The following is a 20218-nucleotide window of genomic DNA, read 5'->3' as shown; positions in this document are numbered from 1 at the left end:
GCCTCCGACACGGCACCTTTCAGACGACGCGCTCGGACGACGACGAAGCCGGCCTCGTCAGGTGAACGAGGCCGGCCTCGGACCGGTGAAACGATGTGCTGTCTAGGGCTGGACGGAATTCTTGATCTCCGTGTGGTACTCGCCGACGAGGCGGGTCATGTTGTCCCTCGTCTGATTGGCGTTGGATCGCACGATCGGTTCGATCGCCTTCTCCATCGCCCGTCCTGCGACACCGCCGGGGAGTTCGAAGAACATCTCGACCTCCACCTCGCAGCGATCGTCGTCGACCTTTCTGAATCGGTATGTCGTCGTGAGGTTCACACCCTGGGTCGACTTGTACACGGCCAGGGAGTTCTCCTCCCACGTCACTGTTTCGACGGTCGACTTCATCGTGGAGGGACCGAGCTTCATGGCACCGTCGAAGGTCGCGCCGGCGCACTTGTCGAGCGGCCCCGTGGGTGTGTAGCTCACCATGCCGTGCATGTACTTCACGGCGTTGCGGTGGTCGCTGAAGTAGTCCCAGGCCACTTCCACGGGCGCGTCACAGGGCGCGACGAAGACTGTCTCGAGCATCGGCTGGACCTTTCGTGTCGGCGTCGCCGACGGCCCACCAATCCGCCGTCGGCCTGTCGAGTCATCGCGCGGAAGGGGCAGGATTCGAACCTGCGCAGGGCGTCGACCCTGATCGAGGTGGACTCGACCCTCGTTCGGCCTCTTCGAGTACCCTTCCCCGCCGAGCACATCCTGCGCTCGACTCGGCGACGGTACCGCCCGCCCTCTGACGGTCCTCTGAAATTCGTCCGACGCGATGTCAGAGCCGCCGAGCCGGCATCAGTCCCGGACGAGCGATGGTTCCGGGGTGGCGGTCCCGTCGGCCGCGGGCACGGCGAGCTGCTCGATGCGACGCGGCAGCGCGAACGCGACCAGCGCACCGAGCACCGCGGCGGCGGCGCCGATGAGGAACGCGACCCGGTAGCCGGTGTCGGTGTAGAGAATCGCGCCCTGAGTGAGCTCGAGCGGGATGGGTGCGATGTACGAGTTGTTCATCACCGTGAACGCGATCACCGGCAGCACCGCCGGGAACACCGACTGGAACACCCCGACGATGCTGGCGGTGCTCGCCTGCAGTTGCGGCGGGACGGCCTCGATCAGCAGGTTCGGAACCGAGGCGTACGCCATCCCCATGCCGGTGCCGAACAGCGCGGCGAAGGCGATCAGCAGCGCCTTGTCGTCGTGAACCATCGCGACGCAGGCGAAGCCGGCGGCCATGCAGAGCATGCCGGTGACCATCAGCGGTCGGGGGCGGACACCGCGCCCGACGAACATGCCGACGACGATGCCGCCGACCACGACCATGCCGCCGATCGGCGCCTGGAAGATCGCGAATCCCTCAGCGCTGACGCCGAATCCGTAGCCGAGGCCGAGAATCGCCGGCGTCATCGCGAGCATCGGCAGCAGGATCGTGAACAGTCCGCTGGCGCCGTAGCAGAATCCGGCGCCGACCGCGGTGAGCAGCACCGGCCGCTTGCCGAGGACGTTGAGGTCGATCAGCGGCTCGCGGACCGTCCGCGCCGAGACGAACCACGCGACGAGCAGGGCGACGCCACCGACGAGGTACGCGAGGGTCGCGCCGCTGCGCCAACCCCACGTGGGCCCGAAGCTGACGGCGACGAGCACTCCGGCGATGCCGGCCCCGAGGAGGACGGCACCGATCAGGTCGATGCTCGACCGCAGTCGGACCTGCGACTCGTCGGTGGACGCCACGATCATCGCGGCCAGCACCACCAGGCCGACGACGAAGAACCAGAAGATGCTGCGGAATCCGTGGTTGTCGATCAGCCAGCCGGTGAGGAACGGCGCGGGAATGGCGATCAGGCCCATACCGCTGGTCGCGATGCTGACGGCCAGGGCAACGGTTTTCGCGGGGAAGACGTCGCGGATGAGCGAGTAGCTCAGGAACAGGCACGGTACGAGCAGACCCGACAGCGCGCGTCCTGCGATCAGCATCGCGTAGCTGCCCGCCACGGCCGAGAGGAACGAGCCCGCGACGGCGATGCCGACGCAGGCCAGCAGCAGGCGCCGCTTGCCGTACATGTCCGCGAGCTTGCCGATGAGCGGCGCGGTGACCGCCCCGACGAGCAGGAACGACGTGAGCAGCCAGGCGCCCTGCGTGGTCTGGTAGTGGGCCGAGATGGCGGGCAGTGCCATCGAGATCATCATGTAGCTCACCGCGAGCATCTCGAGCAGCAGCACGATCGAGGCGAGCGAGAACACCAGCCGCGGGGTCCAGCGCTGTGGCGCGGTGTCGGCGGTGGTACCGCCGGGAAGAGCGTGACCGACCATCATCGGTTCCTTTCGCATTCACCCACCACGGCATTCGTCCGAGGATGGGGGAACGTGGGTGGGGGTTCGGTGTCACCAGGCGATCGCCTGTGTAACCGACATCACAGTGGCATCGACCCCTGCTGCGCCATGACCGTGTCCACCCAGCGGGAGAACCGACCCGGGACCGCCCGCCGAGTTCGGCACAACCCGTGGTGACACGGCACATCGGACCGGTAGCAGAAGTAAGGACGTTGTGCCACACGGAAGATGACGAACCACCCCGGAACGCAGAGCGACCCGGCGCCACGGATGTGGCACCGGGTCACCGGGCTGGTCGGGACGGTCGGCTATCCGAGGCGGCCGGCCACCGGATAGCTACGAGGGGAATCGGTTTCGAGCACACCGTCGTACACGGCCCGCTCGATGGAGTCGCGCAACGCGTGGCACGTCGGGATCGCGCTGCTCGGCTCTCCGAGCGCCGCCCGCCGCGCGAACTCCGGGCACGACGACTGCGCGTCGCCCTGCCACTGCACGCTGGTGTGCGTGGGGCTGTACTTCTCCACCAGCACCCGAGTGCCGCACGTACCGCACTTCAGTTCACGCATCACACATCTCCCGCGTCAACCGGCGGCGGCGTGCCGGGCACCGATGTAACCGAAGACCATGGCGGGTCCGATGGTCGCACCCGCGCCGGCGTAGTCGTTGCCCATGACGGCGGATGCCGTGTTGCCGGTCGCGTAGAGACCGTCGACGACGGAACCGTCGGCGCGCAGCACCTGGGCGTGCTCGTTGTAGGCCAGACCACCCTTCGTCCCGAGGTCGCCGACCTGCATCCGGACCGCGTAGAACGGACCGGAGTCGATCACGTCCATCGTCGGGGACGGGAGCGTCGGGTCGCCGTAGTAGTTGTCGTAGGCGCTGTCGCCGCGGCCGAAGTCCGCGTCCCGTCCGCTTCGCGCGAATCCGTTGAACCGGGACACCGTCTCCGACAACTGCGACGGCGGTACGCCGATGTCGGTGGCCAGCTGCTCGATCGAGTCCGCACGATGCATCAGGCCGGACTCGAACCACGACTGCGGGAACTTCTGACCGGGCATCACCCCACCGAACTGGTAGCGGTTCTTCGCCTTTCCGTCGAAGACGAACCAGACCGGATCGTGCCTGCCGGCGATCTGCTCGTGGACGAACGTCACGTACGGGGCGGCCTCGTTGGTGAACCGGCGACCGGACTGGTCGACGATGATCGACCGCGGAATGGACCGCTCCGACACCAGGACGTGCATGATCCCGTCCGGCCTGCGGAACGACGGCATCCACCAGGCGTCGTCCATCAGATCGAGTGCGGCGCCGACCTTCTCACCGGCGACGATGCCGTCTCCGGTGTTGTCGACGGACCCGGCGCTGTAGTTGTCCTTCCCGCCCTCGCGCAGGTACTGCTTGCGCATCTGCGTGCTCTGCTCGAATCCACCGCTGGCGAGCAGAACGCCGCGCCGGGCCCGGATCCGCACGTCGGTTCCGCCCTTGCGGACGAGCAGACCGCGGACCGCGCCCGTGTCGTCCGTGACGAGTTCGCGCATCGGGCTGTCCAGCCACAGCGGAACCCCGGCCTCCTTGACCGCGAGCCGGAGCCGTCCGATCAGGGCCTGACCGAGCGTTTCCATGTGCCGACGCAGCAGGACGCTCTTGACGGCGCGCCAACCGGTGGCGAGCGCCGCACGGCGACCCGCCCACGTCCGCATCACCATGTTCAGCTTCACGAACTCCTTGGAGGTGATGTACAGCCCGGCCGGGGTCGCGAGCGCGGCCGGACGCAGCAACTTCTCGTCGTCGCCGAGCAGCTTCAGGTCGAACGGCAGCGGTTCCACGGATCGGCCGCGGGCCCGGCCGCCCGGCTTCTCGGGGTGGTAGTCCGAGTAGTCGGTGCACCACTGGAACCGCAGATGCGGTCCGGTGGACTCCAGGAACTCCATCATCGCGGGCCCATGGTCGATGAACGCGTCGATGTTCGCCGAGGGCACGCGGTCGCCGACGACGGCGTCGAGGTAGCGGCGCACGTCCTGCCTGCTGTCGGCGAGGCCCTCACGTCGCAGGGTCGGGTTGTTCGGGATCCAGATGCCGCCACCGGACAGGGCGGTGGTGCCGCCGTAGACCGACGCCTTTTCCACGATCAGTGTCTCGAGACCGCCCTTGCGCGCTGCCAGGGCCGCGGTCAGACCACCGCATCCGCTGCCAACGACGACGAAATCGACTTCATGGTCCCAGGTTTCGTTCGTGCTCACGATCGGCTCCTGTTCAGGACACGACCATGTCGGACGGCGACCAGACGGCACGCATGCTGGTGATGCGTGCCTGGTCGTCGAACGTCATGACGTCGATGGGTTCGATGGTGATCGTCTGCTCGCCGGTCTCGGTGACCACCCGGAAGTGGAACGCCGCGGTGTTGCCCGCCACCTTCACGGCGAGCAGTTCGGTGCGGTTGCGGACGGCGTCGAGGGCCGCGTAGAACTTCTCGATCGCCTCCCTCCCGACCTTCGGTTCGGCGCCGACCGGGTCCTCGAGGGTCGCGTCGTCGGCGTAGAGGGCCGCGACGTCGGCGGACGTACCGCCGCCGACTGCGGCCAGGTACGCGGTGACCGCGGAACGGATGTCGTCTTCGGAGGCCATGGTCAACTCCAGGGTGTCGGGGTTCGTGCGGTGTGACGGTAGCCACGTAACCGGGGCCCTGCGCCCGGCTTCTCCCGCCGAGCGGGACACGCATCCGAGTCGTGATCCGTGGGGTACCGTCCGGCCGTGACCTCACCCGTACCGGAGCCCCAGACCGTGTGGTCGATCCTGTCCGAGTCGGCGCGGACGCACACGGACAGGGAAGCCGTCGTGGACACGAGCGAACGGCTGACGTACCGGCAGTTGGCCGCAGCGGCCCACCGCGCCGGCCGGGCGATGATCGCCGCGGGGATCGAGCACGGCGACCGGATCGCACTCTGGGCACCCAACTCCGTGCGCTGGACGGTGGTGGTGCTCGGTGCCCATTCGATCGGTGCCGTGGTCGTACCGATCAACACCCGCGCCCGCGGGCATGAAGCGGCCGAGATCCTGCGGCGGACGCGGGTCCGACAGTTGTTCCTCGACAACGGTTTTCTCGACACCGACTACACCGGACTGCTGCGCGCCGCGGCCGGTCCGCCGGCCGCGGACGCACCGTTTCGCGACCTGCCGGACCTGCGCGGTGTCGTGGACCTGCACCGGGACCCGGACGCGGGGTGGGACGGTTTCGTCGCCTCGGGCGACGATCCGCGCGCCCTCGACCTGCGCCGGCTGGACCGGCACCGCGCCGCCGCCGCGGGGGATGTCGCCTACGTGATGTCGACGTCCGGGTCGACAGGGACCCCGAAGGGCGTGGTGTTGCGGCACGGCCAGCTGGTGCGGGTGTACCGCGACCTGGGGGAGCGGCTGGGGATCGACGGATCCGACCGGCTGCTCGGCGTCAATCCGCTGTCGCACTCGTTCGGACTGAACGCGGGGTTGCTCGCCGCCCTGGCGGTCGGCGGGTGCTACGTGGCGGTGGACGTGTTCGACGCGGCCGCGGTGCGCGGTCTCGTCGAAGCAGAGCGGATCACCGTCGTCTCGGGTCCGCCGACCCTGTTCACGGACCTGATCGGGGACGGCACCGCACCGCCGTTCGATCCCGCACCGCGCCTCGCCGTGACCGGTGCCGCGACGGTGACCGCCGAACTGCTGGACCGAATCCGGATGTTTCTCGGAATAGGTTCGGTGGCAACGGGATACGGACTCACCGAAGCCGCGGGCACGGTGACCGCACAGCGACCCCACCCGGGCGGCCCGGACGGCCTGGCCGCACCCGCGCTGCCCGGGATCGAGATGCGGACCGTCGACGGATCCGGCCGCGACGTCGGACCCGGACGCGCCGGGGAGGTGCTGGTGCGCGGGTTCAACGTGATGTCCGGTTACCTCGACGACGCGGACGCGACCGCGCGCGTCCTCGACGCCGACGGCTGGTTGCACACCGGCGACATCGGGGTGCTCGACGACGACGGCGCCCTGCGGGTGGTGGACCGGATCGGGGAGATGTTCGTCGTCGGCGGGTTCAACGTCTATCCCGCGGAGATCGAGTCGGTGCTGGCGGCCCACCCGGCGGTCGGGGAGGTCGCGGTGCTCGGCGTGCCCGACGAGCGGCTGGGCCGGCGCCCCGTCGCGTACGTCGTGCCGATCGCACCGGTCGACGGTTGCACCCTGCGTGACCACTGCAGGGAGCTGCTGTCCGGGTACAAGGTGCCGACGGCGGTGATCCTGCTCGACGAGATGCCCCGGACGCCGTCGGGCAAGGCGTCCCGCCCCGCCCTGCGCGCTCTCGGCGGTCGGTGACCTCGGGGCGGGATGTACGACCTCGTGCGGTGTTGGTCAGTGCGCGGCGAAGTCGCCGAAGCCGCCCTTGAAGAACAGCAGCGGCTTGCGGTCGACGTCGGCCGTCAGGTCGGTGATGCGGGCGATGACGATGGTGTGGTCGCCGGCGTCGTGCTCGACCTCGAGCGTCGCGTCGATGCGGGCGAGGGTGCCGGCGATGGCGGGCGCACCGTTGGGGGCAGGTGACCAGGACACGCCCGCGAACTTGTCCGCGCCGCTGACGGCGAACGCCGAGCAGATGTCCTTCTGATCGTGGGCGAGGACGTTGATGCACAGGTTCCTGGCGTCCCGCAGCAGCGGCCAGCTCGTCGACGTCTTGGTCGGGCAGAAGGACACGAACGGCGGTTCGAGGGAGAGCGAGACGACCGACTGACAGGTGAAGCCGAGCGGGCGCTCACCGTCGTGGGCGGTGATGACCGCCACGCCGGTGCAGAAGTGGCTCATGACCTGGCGCAGAGTCGCGGCGTCGGGACCGGACAGCTCGGCGTGGTCGGCGACTGCGGTGGGCTTTGCGCTCATGTGTTTCCTCCTGACGAGAACGGGCCCCAACAGGATCTGGCGCCACCAGGCACTATGCCACCCCCGATCCCGGTCAGTGGGCGTCGACTCTGCAGTCGACGGATGACCGATTGCTAGCATTTGTCTGTGTCCTCGCCCGAATCGGCTCCCGAGTCCGAGCTGCCCGCCCTCCCGGCGACGAGCTGGGCGGTTCTCGGCATGCTCGCCTTCGGCGAGGAGCTCTCGGGCTACGAACTGAAGAAGTGGGCCGACTGGTCGATCCGCTTCTTCTACTGGAGCCCGTCGTTCAGCCAGGTGTACACGGAGCTCAAGAAACTCGAGAAGCACGGCCTCGTCACCTCCCGCGTCAAACACGACAACGGGGTCCGCGGCCGCCGGCTCTACACGATCACCGAGGCGGGCACCACCGCCGTCAGCCGGTGGGCCAACGAGGCACCGATTGACCCGCCGATACTCAAACACGGTGTGATGCTTCGTATCTGGCTTGGTCACCTGAACGAGCCGGAGCGGCTCAAGGAGATCCTGCGCGAGCACATCGCGTACGTGGAGAAAATGCAACGCCGCGCCTCCGCCGACGCGTCGGGCGCCGCGGAACAGCCGGCCTGGGCGTACTCGGTGATCGCGCTGCGCTGGTCCGAACGGTACTACGCCGCCGAGAAGGAACTGGCGGAGAGGCTCATCGAGGACATCGACGAGGCCCACGCGGTGCTACAGTCCGCGATGGTCGGCGACGAGGTGAACTTCCCCAAGCCCGTTCCCGGTGCATGGCGCCGAGTCGAGCAGCAGACGCACGAGGCGCACCCCGACCTGGACTGAACGGCGCCCTGACGTCGTCTTCGGCGGGACATCGGGCGATATAGCAATTGCCGTCGGCTGGTTGATAATTTCGCCTACAACCAGTGCACTCCTGATGCTTAGGGTTTCAGGCGGCGGGTGGGCAATATTCTTGGGATTGCCTTCCTTCTTCCTCGCACTAACGGTGGCCTGCTCCACGGTTGCGAATACTTGGCTCTTTTGGAAATCAAGAATCAATCTAATGCTCTCGAGAAGGTCCCGATGGATAAATATCGCCACCCTCGCCTACGACTGTCCATAACTTTAGCGAACGGAATATCTCTTCTTCGGGAACAGAATTCTCGAATTGCCCCAGGGATCCACGGGGAATACTTCTTGGTATCCAAAGGGTTTCATGACCTTGCAGAATTGTCGACCCATCGACCCATCGTGTAAGTGGAAGTCCCTCAGGGTGGGGTTGTTCAAAGGTTCACTTACAGTGGCGTGCTGACCAACCGAACCGGGCACGACATTACGGTAGTCAAAATCAGCTTGAGTGCGGGTAACGCCGATTATGCGACGTCGTTCTCCTCCCGCGCTGCCGTTCGGACTGACCAGGCCAAGCGGCCTGGCCCTCGCGCCCTACCTCATCAGCGGGGTCGCCTACCCGTACGCCTTGGTGATCTGCCCGCCGCTGGAGCAGCCGATGACCGACGTCGCCCGGTCCCATCGTCCTGTGAGATACAGGCCGCGGGCGTGTGTGTGGGCCGTGTCCCTATACAGACGGCATGTCTGATCATCAGGCGGCGAACCCGACGAGCTCGAACTCGATCACCGGCCCGGATTCGGGGGAAGGAACCCCGCGGGTATTGATCCCGGCCGGGTGTGCGTCGAGGGGACACATCCGGGCCGCGCGTGGTGCTCGTGCCTCGGCGAGGCGAACACCGCACGGGGGTTATCGAGGGCAGAGGCCGGGCGTTAACGCTCAGACAGTGATACCTGAAGACAGTGCGCGGCGTCTCGGCGACGGCGTACCAGCTGCCTGAATCAAGATTGATCGCCGTATGAGTGGAACCGAGGATGAGGAGCTGCGTCCGTTCCGTGAGCGGATACTCGATCTCGCCCGGACAGGGGAAGGAACCCAGATGGGTGAGTGCATACGACAACTCGTGATCTCGACAGCCGCAGCAGGACTGCTGATCGGTGCTGCCGGTGCGGCGCAGGCCGCACCGGCAGTCAGATGGGTCCCGGTGCAGCCGGGAGTCATGGTGCACGTCCCGCTACCGAGCAGCCGGGAGTCACGTTCACCTACGAGGGGTGGTGGGCTCGTGACGTCAAGGGTGTTGGACGTGGCCAACCAGGTCGGTCACGTGAGGCGGTCACTGTGTCGTCGTGGAGTGGGCGGTGGCTGCCGGACAGTGTGATGGTGTTGCCGCGCGGATTGTCGAAAGGCGATGTCCCAGCGGAGATGTGCCCGCCGACGCTACTTGACGGATACCGTGGCGACGATGACGAACGGCGCCGCGGTGCCGAGGCAGAGGACGGTCACGTTTCCCTTGGCGAATCCGCCGATCTTGCCGACGCCGACTCCGAATGCGCCGGCGCGGATGCCGAAGGTCGAACCTACGCCGACGCAGCTCCAGTTCTCTCCTGCCGGAACCGATACCGACACTTCGCCAGCGGCCCCGGCGCTCACTGCTGGCGACGCGGTAGCCGTCGGCGCCGCGAGCATCAGCGCGGGAGTGACTGCCGCTGCCACGGCGGCCGCGCGCAGGTTGATCGTGTTGTTGCCATTGTTCTCACCTCGTCGGGAGCTCCGTGATCTGGGGTGTCCCATCGGCCTCGTGTCGGTTCCTCCACTCCCGGCTGTTCCCCCGGCGTCCGCGGCGAAAACCCGCGGGGATATGCAGGTCGGTCCGGGCTGCGGGGTGGCCCGTCACCTGCCGGGAAGCCTGTTTCGCTCGGCGTGTGTTGCACACACTATCCAGGAGTATCTTCAGATCGAGGCCCGGAAGTGTGAGGTGATCATCGGTGCAGAATCCGTTTCACGACTCCGAATTCGGGTTGCTGCCGGACATGCTCGCGGTGGCCGCGACGATGATGCTCGTGGTGGCCTTGCTGCTGTTCCTCGTGCCGTGACCACGGCAATGTCAGCGGTACCGATGGTGCTGGGGTGTGTGCGCGTGATGGCACGGTTCGGATACCGGACGGCGCGTGTCCCGTTGGAGGTGATCGATCAGGTCGGCGTGCATCGGCTCGACCCGACGGCACCGTTGCGTCTGCTCTACGAGCAGGCCCTCGTGGGCTGCGACAGGGCTGCCGCCCACGTCTTACGCGATGACCTCGCCGCGGAGCGGGCTCGGGCGCTGTATGCCCGCACCGCACCCGCGCGGTTTGAAGTGGCTCGGGATCGGCGGCGGACGCGACAGCACCTGCAGACCAGGGCCCGAATCGAGACGATCGGCATGCGTGAACGCCGCGAGATGCTGCGTCGGCGCCACTGTCTGGAGTGATACCGGTGGACGGGTCCATGCCCCTGCACCGCCGCCAGTGACCGCCGCCGGGCGGGCCGGAACGGTGACGGGGCGGGTCAGTCGTCGCCGGGGGACCGCTCGTCCGCGGGGGGAGCGGGAGTGGCGGGTTGGGGAATGAGGCGCCCCAGCACTTGGCTCTGGGCGGCGCGTTGCTCTTCGGGTGACAGCTCGCCGGCCCGGGCCTTCTCGTCGATGGCTTCGAGTTCTCGTCTTATGACGGTGGGGTCGGTCATTTGCTGCTCGACCCGCTGCTGTATCACCTCGCCGAGCCAGATGACACCACGCAGCGGTGCGAGTGGAAGTCCCAGGATTGCGGAGAAGAGACCCATGTCGTCGCCTGCCTTTCCGTCCGACTGTTCGTGCCGGACGCGCCCCCGGAGGGCGTGCTTGCCCTCGTGGGTCCGCGGGGTTCCCCCGCACGGCGCCGTCAAACCCCTGTGGAAGGGGATGTGACGGCGCCGGCGGACCCCTCTCGGCGGTGTCGCACCCTCGGCGCTCACTGTTCGGGCGTGGGTGCGCTGGTCATCACGAAGTCGTAGGCCGCCATCGGGCCCAACACCCGCACCTCGGTGCGGTCGGCCCACTGGCGTGCGAGACCGTCGACGGTCTTCTCCAGATCGTCTTCGGCGGCCAGGTCGAGGAGCACGGCCAGGTGCGCGGCGTCGTAGTCGTCGGTCGGCGGTCGTGTGGTGACCGCATGCGCGATCGGTTCGATCGCGCCGAGCACCGCAGCGGTGTCCGCGTGGCGTTTGGCCTCGACGGCATGGCTGATCAGTTCACCGAGAGCGATACGTTCCGTGCGGGTGGCCTCCGGTGGCTTGTCGCGGATCCGCTCACGTAGGGCAGCGGCGTCGGCGCTGTCGTCGAGGATCTCGTTCACGATGGCGTCCTGGACGTAGCGGAACCGGAGCACGTACTGTGCGTGTCCCTCCAATTCGTCGAGGGTGGAACGGAACTGGTCGTGGTGAGGGGCGAGCAGTTCGCTGGTCACCGCATCGTGGTCGGTCATCACGGTCCCGAAGCGCAGCGGCAGCACCGGTGTCACTGCGGCCGACCCGTCCAGCAGGCGGGCGTGGGCCTGCAGGTCGTCGGGTGTGCCGAGCGGACGTTCGACGGGCACTTCACTGACCAGCGCGGCGATGTCGTTGTGACGTACGGTCGTCACCTGGCCGGGGGGATCTCCCACACCGGATACGTCCGGGTTCGTCTCGACGTCCGCGGGCACGATGCCGTACACGTAGGTCGCGGTCCCCGAGCCGGTGTCGGTGTCGTCGGGCCTGGTCATCGTTGTTGCCCCCGCCTCGGCGTCCGGTCGGCCTGCTCGCGTTTGTCCTGGACCTCACCGAGGAAACCGGCGACCTTCTCACCCGCGGCCTCGAGCGCTCCTTTCGTCTTGTGTTTCGCGCCGCCCTCGACGAGTCCACCGACCAGACCGGGCAGGCCGACCGGCTCGCTCTTGGACATCTCGAGTCGGTTCGCCGCCTCGGCGAACCTCAGGTAGGTGTCGACACTGGCGATGACCACCCGGGCGTCGATCGTCACCAGTTCGATGCCGACGAGCGAGACGCGCACGAACGCGTCGATCACCAGTCCCTTGTCGAGGATCGTGTCGATGACGTCGGCCAGGCCGGAGGAACTCGGCCGTCCGAGTCCTCCGCCGCCGCCGCCCTGCGTTGCAATCGTCATCGTTGATGCTCCCTTGTCTTGTGTCCTTGTTGTTTCCGGGGTGATTCGCGCCTGCCGGATCCGCGCCGGTCAGCGGCGTTCCCGGATGTGCTGTGCCCCTCGACGCGCGCGGGTCCGCGGTGGCGACGGCGCGGCGGTTCCCCGGAATCGTCGCCATCCTCGCCCGTGACGCGACCGTCGGTGACGCGATCGTCGGTGTCCCGGTCGTCGGTGACGCGATCGTCGGTGTCCCGGTCGTCGGTGTCCCGGTCGTCGGTGTCCCGGTCGTCGGTGTCGTCGCCGTCACCCTCCTCGGGTGCGGTCTCGACGACCTTGCCGTCGTGGATCTCGCCGCGCCAGCCCACCTCTTCCGGGTGCAGGGCGGTGTGCGTCATCATGTGGCGCTGGAAGTGCTTGAGTTCCAGTCGTGCCCGGCGGCCCTGGGCGCGCCAGATGTTCCCGGTCTTCTCGAACACACCGTGGGGGTGGTATTCGAGGACCACGACGATGCGGGTGAGCGAGGGGGCGAGCTCGTGGAAGGTCACCGCCCCGTTGATGTATCCCTTGGCGCCGCGTGAACGCCAGATGATGTGTTCGTCGGGGACCTGGTCGACGATCGTGGACTGCCAGGTCCGGCGGGACCAGAACACCTTGGCCGTCCAGGCGAGTTTCTCGTCCGACACCTGCTCGACCCGCTCGACCTTCTTCATGAAGGTCGGGAACTGACCGAACTGCGTCCACTGGTCGTACGCGAGCTGCACCGGCACCCCGACGTCGATCTGCTCGACTATGTTGGTGAGCTTGAACTTCTTGCCGCTCTTACCTTTCCCCTTCCCTCCGGTGAGCAAGTCCTTGACGTTCTCGATCGTGCGAGCCGCCAGATCCTTCACACTCACCAGGCCGGCACTCATCACGGCGGACAGCGGCGACTTGCCTTCGGCGAGCTTTCTCGCGCCGGTCACGGCGGCGAGCAGGGTGCCTCCGGACCCCTCGGCGTACTCGGACAACCGCTCGGTCACGCCACCGACCTTGTTGGTCAGCGTCGACACCGCACGGTCGGCCACCGTCCCCGCCAGCAGCCCCAAGGACTGCTGCAGCGGCCCGAGATCGATCGCCGAACCCACGGCGGACCTGCCCGTGTCACCGACCGCCCCGACGGTGTCCGTCGCTGCTGCACCCACCGTGCCCACGGCATCCTTGGCGACCTTCCCGAGCCTGCCGGTCGCCCGTTCGACGGCCCCGGTCATCACTGCGGCCTTCCTGAGCGACGACGCACGGGCGCGCGCGCCGCTGTGCGGCTCTCGGAACGCCCCGGACGCCGCGGCGGCGCCGGCTCCGGATCCTCGTCCGACCGTGCCCGGGTCCGGGGACGTCCGGATGAACGCTCGGCCGATGTTCGGCGGCGACCGGATCCGGTCCCACCGGCCTGCTCGTCCTCGTCCTGCTCGTCCTCGTAGTCGTAGTCGTCGTCCTCGGGTTCGTGGTCGTCCTCGTACCCGACGTCGTCGTCGAACTCGTCTTCCCGATCCTCCGCCGGAGGTGGTGCTTTCCTCCGCGGGCGGTTCTTCCGCCGATGCTTCTCGTCGTCCGCGTGCCCCGGGTCCGTCGATGCCGGGCCGCGGTGTTGCAGTCGGTCGCTCAATGCGTCGATTCGATTCGCCGCGGCCGCCACCGCGGCAGCGCGGGCCGCGCCGGCGAGTTCGCCGCGGACGGACTCGGTGAGCCTGCCGAGCTCGGTCGAGGAACCGAGTGCGCCCGTGGCCTGTTTCATCAGCCCGCCCGGTCCGGTGGGCAGCCGCCCGGTGAGCGCACCGCCGGCGAGCATCAACGCCAGCTTCATCCTGTGGGTCCGGCCCAGGACGTATCCCGCGCCCACGCCCGCTGCCAGAGCCGTTTTCGTTTCGGACTTCATGGTCGATTTCTCCTTGCCGTCGAGTCCCGCGACACGGCGCTCGACCTCGAGTCGCGCGGACTCCCGCCCTCGACTACCCCCACACCGACACCGGAAACACGAGCCACCGATCCCGGCCGACACGTTCGACACCGTCCCGCGGAAACACCTTGGGCGCCTTGGGCACCCGTGACTCGTAGGTCGGTCGGGCAGATGTGGGGCTTCAAGGCATGCGCTGTCCGGATGCCTCGACATGCCGCCCGGCGGACGCTGCCCGTCAGGCCGACGTTTCCAGCGGCCGACCACGAACGGTGGCCACCCGCCGCATCGAGGTGGCACCCGCGTAGCGGTGGGATACCGCGGCGAGTGGGTCTGTCGAGTTCGAGAATCGTCGTTGTACGCCGGCGTCTGATACGAGCACTGGACGCTGGCATCCAGCCGCGGCGAACGCCGGCACCCGGACGGGGTACGAGAGTGCGCTACAGCTCGGTGCTGCAGGGTCGCCTACACGGCCCGGCCCGCAACCGCCGGGTGTCTATCGCCGGGCCGGCGGAACGATGCCGAGTTCCCTGTCGGCATGTCGTTCGACGAGCAGCGGGATGAAGTCGCGGAGCCAGATCGATCAGGTGCTGTTCCTGTCTGGGCAACATGAGAATGTCTCACCCCACACCGGACACCCTGGATCCACGGCGCCCCCGGCGCTACATCATCATCAACAGCAACAGGGTCAACACGAGAGCAACGGCCGCCGCGGCGATGAGCATGCCGGGCAGGATAGGAGTTCCGCATCGTCGAAGTGATTGCGCTGGGCAACCCTCTCTCGGCGCAGATCTGCGACGGCTGCCCGAAACCCACCGTGGACCGTGCCCACTCTGCCGCCGGTCAGCACGCGCACCGCGCCTGGCGAGTGAGGAACAGCCCTCGTAGTCGCGGAGAGTCGGCGCGGTACGGGAACCGGTCGTCACCGGACCCGGCCGACAGCCGGAAGTACGTCAACCAATGCCTTGGTCGTCTGGGGGTCAAGACCGGCCAAGTTCCTCCTGGACAGCCCTGGTCGCCCGTAGCCACCTTCCCAGGTACGGATCCCGAGCGAGCCCCGAGTGGTGTTCGAGATGGCATACGAACCATTCGGCGAGTCCGTCCCATCCCGTCGAAGCACCGGAGAAGTCGCCGCCGAGTGCGGCACACACCCGGGCCAGAATGTCGGCCTTCTCGGCGGCCACTGTGTTCTCACCGCTCTGCATCGGGCCTCCATTCGACGGTGCGCTCCTGACGATTCTCAGCAAACCGACAGGGGTTCCCCGACTTCTCCGCAAACATCCCCATTCGAGCCGCCACGGCCGGGATGGCCGGTTCGGTCTGAGCGGGACACCGGATGACGAATGCGAACTTCCTGAAAAATATTCCCGCTAAGCGCGATACGTCCCACGTAGGCGTGTATGGATCGGCTGTTGTGGCGCAACAAGAATGACCTCCGGGACGTTCGGAAGCCATTCTTTGCATTTCAGTTTTCGGTACCGATTCCTTCTGTCAGCTGATCCCGATCCCTCCGCCGATGCCGAACATGACGCTCAGCCACTTGAGGAACGCCTGGAGTGCCAGGTTGAAGTCGACTCCGACCGAGCCGCCGTCGCTACCCATCATGTGATTTCACCTCGTGGATTCTGGGAGATTTCCCCGACCTGCCCTGAATATCGCCGAGAGGTGCTCGGGTGTTTCTCCTGGCCGACCATCTCGACCGGGGGGGCGGATCCGGCAGGGGTATACGGCCGCCGCACGACTGGACACTCGTCCGCTGCCGGCCGATCGACCGATGCGACACTGTGCACGCCCCGGCCCCGATGTCTGTCCTGACTGACCGCACCGGTGCAGGACGGTCGGTTCGGCATTGATGGTGGCTACCGCCCCCGAGTAACGTCGCACGTTAGCTCCTGGACAGTGGCGCAACCTGCGGTGCAGGCCCCCGAAGATCTGGGTGGTGAGGACGTTGGGAACCAACCAGTTGCGTTCATCGCGATCATCGCGCTTGTCGAGTAGGACTGTGACACGCCCCGACGGCAACCATCCAACGGACTGTTGGACGATTGCTGCAGTCCGCGTCCATACAGGGTCGAATGCCTCGGTCTGCCGGCCCGACCGTTCGAGCGCGTAGGCGGGCGCAGGCCGGGTCCTGGTTTGAAGGGTTCGGTTCAAGTGATCACCCGCCCCGCAGGACCCGTACCGTCCGGTACACGACTCAGCCAGTGCCGCTGTGTCCCGTCCCACGTGATCGGGACACAGCAGCGTGGACGTCGTGTCACCTGGTTGTGGGGAGCCATCGCTGTACAGGCTCGGGCAGGCCGTCGCCGGCAGCAGCGGCGAGTTCGCCGGCGAGGATGGGCCCCTCGCCGCAGACGGTGCAGGCGAAGACGACGGCCCGGTCGTCGGGTTGGCAACTGCAGCAGTGGTATTGGGCCACGATTTCGGCCGGGCGTCGTAGGGTAGGGGTGGAGCCAAGCGGCGGCCAGGTTCGGTGCATTGGGGCGCCGCCACGGCGTGGGTGGTCGGCTCGTATCCGCCGCTCGGGTGTGCCCGACGTTTCCCATCTGGTCGCGGTTCGAGCGTCGTCGTGGCCGGAGCCGCAGGGTGCTGGCAACGACAGTCGTCGCCTCGGGACTCGGACCCTGGCGGAAGGGTGTCGTCCCTCTCGAGGTGTCCGTGGAGAATGGTGCACTCAACCCGAGGGCGCCGCGAGATCGACGGAGGCGAACGGCGATGAGTTTCGCTGTGATTTCCCGTCTGTATTCACGCACCCGATCCACCGCACCCGAGGAGAGCATCATGACCGTCACGTACACGTTCGACGTCTTTGCCAGCCTCGACGGCTACGGCAGTGTCAGCGGCGGCGACTGGGGCGGCTACTGGGGCAAGCAAGGCCCCGAACTGCTCGACCACCGCCTCGCCCTGTACGAGGTGGAGCAGCGGATGGTCTTCGGCGCCAACACCTATCGGGCGTTCACACAGCTGCTTGCCTCGGGCACCGAGGAGTCGGTGCGTGACCCGTGGGTCACCCGGATGAGGAGCCTGCCGGCGACGATCGTGTCGACCACCCTGCACGGTCCTCTCGACTGGCCGAACGCGACCGTCGTGAGCGGTGACGCCGTCGACGTCGTCGCCCGGCTCAAGCAGGAGTCCGAGGTCCCGTTGCGCTCACACGGCAGCCTGTCGATGAACCGGGCGCTGATGGCCGCCGGCCTGGTCGACCGCCTCCAGGTGACGCTGTTCCCGGTGATCACCGGCCGGACCGGTGCCGACCCGATCTTCCGTGATGCGGCCGACTTCGACCTCGAGCTCATCGAGAGCCGGACGCTCGACGGCCGGATCCACGAGCTCGTCTACCGACCCACCCTGCATGTCTGAGTTCATCCGCGCCTCCAATCAAACAGACGCTGCCCATATGTGGTGTACACATTCGCTCTGATTCGACCGTAACCGTCCGAGTCGCGGCTCACGCGGTCTGCAGTGCGCCACGGGCCGGCGGTACGAGGCGACCGGCGGTGGGCCCCCCGACCAGGGGCCGGTGCTGCTGCAGCGTCGGCTGCACCCGGACCGGTCCGCCCTCGACGCTGCGCCAGATTCCCAGCGCCGTCATGCGCACCGGTGCCGCCAGCCGGTGGTCGCGTCCCATCTGGGTGGCGGGGCCGCACACCGACACCGCGGCGACGGCTTCCCCGATGCTGCCGATCGGTGCTGCGACACAGGCGAATCCGGGCAGCGACTCCTCACGCTCGTAGGCGATGCCGTGGGCCCGGACCTTCGCGAGCTCGGTGCGCAGCTGTGCCGGCGTCGAGATGGAGTACTTCGTCTTGCGCGTGGACAGTGCGGCGTCGACCTCGGTGAGCTGCGCGTCGTCGGCGAAGCCGAGCATCGCCTTGCCGACCGCGGTGCAGTGCGCGGGCTGGCGTCCGCCGACGCGGGTCGGGATCGCGGCGGCCAACCGGCCACCGATCTTCTCGAGGTAGACGACGTCGGTTCGGTCGAGGATCGCCAGGTGCACGGCATACCCGGTGACCCGGTGCAGTTCGTGCAGCAGCGGCAGGGCCGCGCGGTGCAGCCGGTCCTGGTGCACTGCAAGGGAACCGAGCTCGAGCAGCCGCATGCCGAGTTCGTAGTCACGACCCTGGCGCCGCAGCCAGCGCAGCTGGACGAGGCGGTCGAGCATGCGGTGCGCGGACGAACGCGGCAGTCCGGTGCGGCGCACGATCTGCGCGAGGGTCAGACGGCCGGGGCCGTCGAACGCGTCGAGAACGAGCGAGACGCGGTCCAGGACTGCGCTCGGGGTGTTGGAGTCGACCTGAGGGGTCATCGAAAGGCCTCCGAGGTGAGGGGGCAGCCGGCGACTTCTTTCCGACCGCTGTATTCCTATTAGGAATATGCCTATTGATACCACGTGCTGTGTCCGCTGTCACATCAAACCGCTGGGTCTTTTCCGCGGGCACGGGAAAGCCCCGGACCGACACATCGATCCGGGGCTGTTCGACGCAGCTCAGCGGCCTCAGCAGGCGGCCGCCGCCCGTCCGGCGCGGCGGCCGAAGAAGCTGCCGTCACCGAGCGAGGCACCACTGGCGTACCCACCGGCGCAGACACCGGAGGTGCAACGGCCGGCGGCGAACAGGCCGGGAATCGGATCCCCGGAGACGTGCAGCACCTCCGAGTTCACGCTTGTGCGCAGGCCGCCGAGGGTGAAGCCGCCGGTCATGCCGCGCAGGTCGATCGCCGCGATCGGGGAGCCGATCGGCCTCACCCACTCCGGCTTCTTCCCGAACAACGGGTCCGTCCCCTCGGCGGCGTGCCGGTTGTACAACTCGACCGTGGCCTGCAACGACCCTGCGGGCAAACCGATCTCGGCCTCGAGTTCCTCGACCGTCTCGGCCACCCACCTCGGCTGGTGCCGCAGCTGCTGCGTCGCCGTGGGCCGCGACATCCCCTCCTCGTACGCCACCTCGTCGATGATCAGGAACGCCTCGTTGTGGTTTTCGATCAGCGTGGCCTGCCCGACCCGGCCGGGATAGGTGTCCTCGTTGATGTAGCGCTGCCCTCGGCCGTTGACGAGGATGCCGCGGATGAACAACTGCGGGTCGCAGAAGAAGGCCACCTCGGTGGCGTCCATGTGCGCCAGATCCGCGCCGAGGGCCTGGGCCATCCGGATGGCGCGACCGTCGTGCTCCTCGATGGACGCGGCGGGCCTGCCGACCAGCCGCGGCGCGAACGACCGGACCATGGTGTCGTTGTAGGCGAAACTGCCGGTCGCGAGGACGACGCCCCGGCGGGCCCGGACGGTCACCTCCGTGCCGTACCGTTTGGCGACGACCCCGACGACGACGCCCGCCTCGTCGGTCACCAGGCGCTGCACCCGCATGTCGTACAGTGACCGCACTCCCAGTTCGGCGGCCTTGTCCGTCAGCGGCTTCATCAGCATGTAGCCGCCGCCCTTCTCCGCGCTGACGTGCTTGTCCTGCATCTGCGGGACGTGTCCGCGCGGGGCGGGCGGGATCGTCGCGTTGAAGGGAGCGGCGTTCTCGCCGCCGGTGTACTGGAGGCCGTCGTCGCCCGGCGGCTCCCAGCCCGGCTCGCCCCAGAAGCTCTCCTTGAACGGCACACCGCAGTCGTCGGCCAGCCAGTGGTAGTGGTCGACGCTGCCCTCGCAGTAGGCGTCGATCTTCTCCTCGTCGACGCCAGGGCCGAGCGCGGCCGTCATGAACGCCTTCATCGCGTCGACGGTGTCGTCGAACCCGCACGCCTTCTGCAGCGGCGTGCCGCCGCCCAGATAGACGAAGCCACCCGCCATCGCGGCCGCGCCGCCCCAGCCTCCGGTCCGCTCCAGCACGAGGACGTTGGCGCCCTCCTGCGCGGCACCGACCGCGGCCGCGGCACCGGCGACGCCGAAGCCGGCGACGACGACGTCCGCCTCGTGGTCCCAGTGTTCGATCGTGGTCGCCGACCGCGGACCGATCTCGTCTGAATTACTCGCCATCACAGCACCTCTCGGTTGGTTCGGATACGCCTCGCGGGCGGCCCCGGAGGTCGGGACCGCCCGCGAGGGACGTCG

Annotated in this window: 18 protein-coding genes and 1 tRNA gene; 4 read left to right on the top strand and 15 right to left on the bottom strand. The window is 67.9% G+C overall.

All coding sequences use genetic code 11. From position 1 onward, the window contains the following. Window positions 1-102: 102 nt before the first annotated feature. The 6 genes from ACFYVR_RS16315 to ACFYVR_RS16290 all read right to left on the bottom strand — a co-directional run bounded on the left by ACFYVR_RS16315 (window position 103) and on the right by ACFYVR_RS16290 (window position 4989). On the bottom strand, window positions 103-573 hold the full coding sequence (locus ACFYVR_RS16315; protein WP_387474860.1) for an SRPBCC family protein: 471 nt from the start codon (window positions 571-573) through the stop codon (window positions 103-105). A gap of 69 nt (window positions 574-642) precedes the next feature. Continuing rightward, a tRNA-Trp gene (locus ACFYVR_RS16310) sits at window positions 643-730 on the bottom strand. 101 nt (window positions 731-831) lie between these two features. Further along, complete coding sequence (locus tag ACFYVR_RS16305) at window positions 832-2346, bottom strand: MFS transporter (RefSeq protein ID WP_387475004.1); 1515 nt, start codon at window positions 2344-2346, stop codon at window positions 832-834. A gap of 326 nt (window positions 2347-2672) precedes the next feature. After that, window positions 2673-2930, bottom strand: a complete 258-nt coding sequence (locus tag ACFYVR_RS16300; RefSeq protein WP_387474858.1) for a hypothetical protein — start codon at window positions 2928-2930, stop codon at window positions 2673-2675. 15 nt (window positions 2931-2945) lie between these two features. Next, complete coding sequence (locus ACFYVR_RS16295; RefSeq protein WP_387474856.1) at window positions 2946-4604, bottom strand: FAD-binding protein; 1659 nt, start codon at window positions 4602-4604, stop codon at window positions 2946-2948. 13 nt (window positions 4605-4617) lie between these two features. After that, on the bottom strand, window positions 4618-4989 hold the full coding sequence (locus ACFYVR_RS16290) for a nuclear transport factor 2 family protein (RefSeq protein WP_387474854.1): 372 nt from the start codon (window positions 4987-4989) through the stop codon (window positions 4618-4620). Window positions 4990-5115: 126 nt separating this feature from the next. Here ACFYVR_RS16290 and ACFYVR_RS16285 point away from each other — a divergent pair, with 126 nt between their 5' ends. Continuing rightward, entirely contained in the window at window positions 5116-6708 is a 1593-nt protein-coding gene (locus ACFYVR_RS16285) for an AMP-binding protein (protein WP_387474853.1), read from the top strand. 36 nt (window positions 6709-6744) lie between these two features. On the opposite strand, the gene ACFYVR_RS16280 is transcribed toward ACFYVR_RS16285, so the two are convergent. After that, a complete protein-coding gene (locus ACFYVR_RS16280) occupies window positions 6745-7266 on the bottom strand; it encodes a flavin reductase family protein (RefSeq protein ID WP_387474851.1) in 522 nt (173 codons plus the stop codon). A gap of 198 nt (window positions 7267-7464) precedes the next feature. Between ACFYVR_RS16280 and ACFYVR_RS16275 the strand changes: the two genes are divergently transcribed. Then, complete coding sequence (locus ACFYVR_RS16275) at window positions 7465-8082, top strand: PadR family transcriptional regulator (RefSeq protein ID WP_387475002.1); 618 nt, start codon at window positions 7465-7467, stop codon at window positions 8080-8082. A 1441-nt stretch (window positions 8083-9523) separates the two neighbouring features. Here the strand turns inward: ACFYVR_RS16275 and ACFYVR_RS16270 are convergent. Then, a complete protein-coding gene (locus tag ACFYVR_RS16270) occupies window positions 9524-9877 on the bottom strand; it encodes a hypothetical protein (protein ID WP_387474849.1) in 354 nt (117 codons plus the stop codon). A gap of 349 nt (window positions 9878-10226) precedes the next feature. Here ACFYVR_RS16270 and ACFYVR_RS16265 point away from each other — a divergent pair, with 349 nt between their 5' ends. Beyond that, window positions 10227-10553 (top strand): hypothetical protein, encoded by a 327-nt coding sequence (locus tag ACFYVR_RS16265; protein ID WP_387474847.1) that lies wholly within the window; start codon window positions 10227-10229, stop codon window positions 10551-10553. Between the two features lie 77 nt (window positions 10554-10630). Here the strand turns inward: ACFYVR_RS16265 and ACFYVR_RS16260 are convergent, their stop codons facing one another. The 5 genes from ACFYVR_RS16260 to ACFYVR_RS16240 form a co-directional block, all read right to left on the bottom strand. Beyond that, window positions 10631-10903: a gas vesicle protein GvpG gene (locus tag ACFYVR_RS16260; RefSeq protein ID WP_387474845.1), complete on the bottom strand. Its 273-nt coding sequence runs from the start codon at window positions 10901-10903 to the stop codon at window positions 10631-10633. A 167-nt stretch (window positions 10904-11070) separates the two neighbouring features. Next, window positions 11071-11859: a GvpL/GvpF family gas vesicle protein gene (locus ACFYVR_RS16255; RefSeq protein WP_387474843.1), complete on the bottom strand. Its 789-nt coding sequence runs from the start codon at window positions 11857-11859 to the stop codon at window positions 11071-11073. Beyond that, on the bottom strand, window positions 11856-12260 hold the full coding sequence (gene gvpJ, locus ACFYVR_RS16250) for a gas vesicle protein GvpJ (RefSeq protein ID WP_387474841.1): 405 nt from the start codon (window positions 12258-12260) through the stop codon (window positions 11856-11858). Before gvpJ ends, ACFYVR_RS16255 begins: the two co-directional genes overlap by 4 nt. After that, the gene (locus ACFYVR_RS16245; protein ID WP_387474839.1) at window positions 12257-13486 is read right to left on the bottom strand and encodes an SRPBCC family protein; all 1230 of its coding nucleotides are present in this window, start codon (window positions 13484-13486) and stop codon (window positions 12257-12259) included. The genes gvpJ and ACFYVR_RS16245 overlap by 4 nt, the downstream gene beginning before the upstream one ends. Continuing rightward, complete coding sequence (locus ACFYVR_RS16240; protein WP_387474837.1) at window positions 13486-14151, bottom strand: hypothetical protein; 666 nt, start codon at window positions 14149-14151, stop codon at window positions 13486-13488. The genes ACFYVR_RS16245 and ACFYVR_RS16240 overlap by 1 nt, the downstream gene beginning before the upstream one ends. A 2799-nt stretch (window positions 14152-16950) precedes the next feature. Between ACFYVR_RS16240 and ACFYVR_RS16235 the strand changes: the two genes are divergently transcribed. Then, window positions 16951-17529: a dihydrofolate reductase family protein gene (locus ACFYVR_RS16235; protein ID WP_387474836.1), complete on the top strand. Its 579-nt coding sequence runs from the start codon at window positions 16951-16953 to the stop codon at window positions 17527-17529. 88 nt (window positions 17530-17617) lie between these two features. On the opposite strand, the gene ACFYVR_RS16230 is transcribed toward ACFYVR_RS16235, so the two are convergent. After that, a complete protein-coding gene (locus ACFYVR_RS16230) occupies window positions 17618-18475 on the bottom strand; it encodes an IclR family transcriptional regulator (protein WP_387474834.1) in 858 nt (285 codons plus the stop codon). A 189-nt stretch (window positions 18476-18664) separates the two neighbouring features. Further along, window positions 18665-20143 (bottom strand): FAD-dependent oxidoreductase, encoded by a 1479-nt coding sequence (locus tag ACFYVR_RS16225; RefSeq protein WP_387474832.1) that lies wholly within the window; start codon window positions 20141-20143, stop codon window positions 18665-18667. Window positions 20144-20218 lie beyond the last annotated feature (75 nt).

The sequence above is a fragment of the Rhodococcus sp. NPDC003318 genome (genome assembly GCF_042879035.1).
GTDB lineage: Bacteria > Actinomycetota > Actinomycetes > Mycobacteriales > Mycobacteriaceae > Rhodococcus_G.
This window is presented reverse-complemented; position numbering and strand designations above follow the sequence as displayed.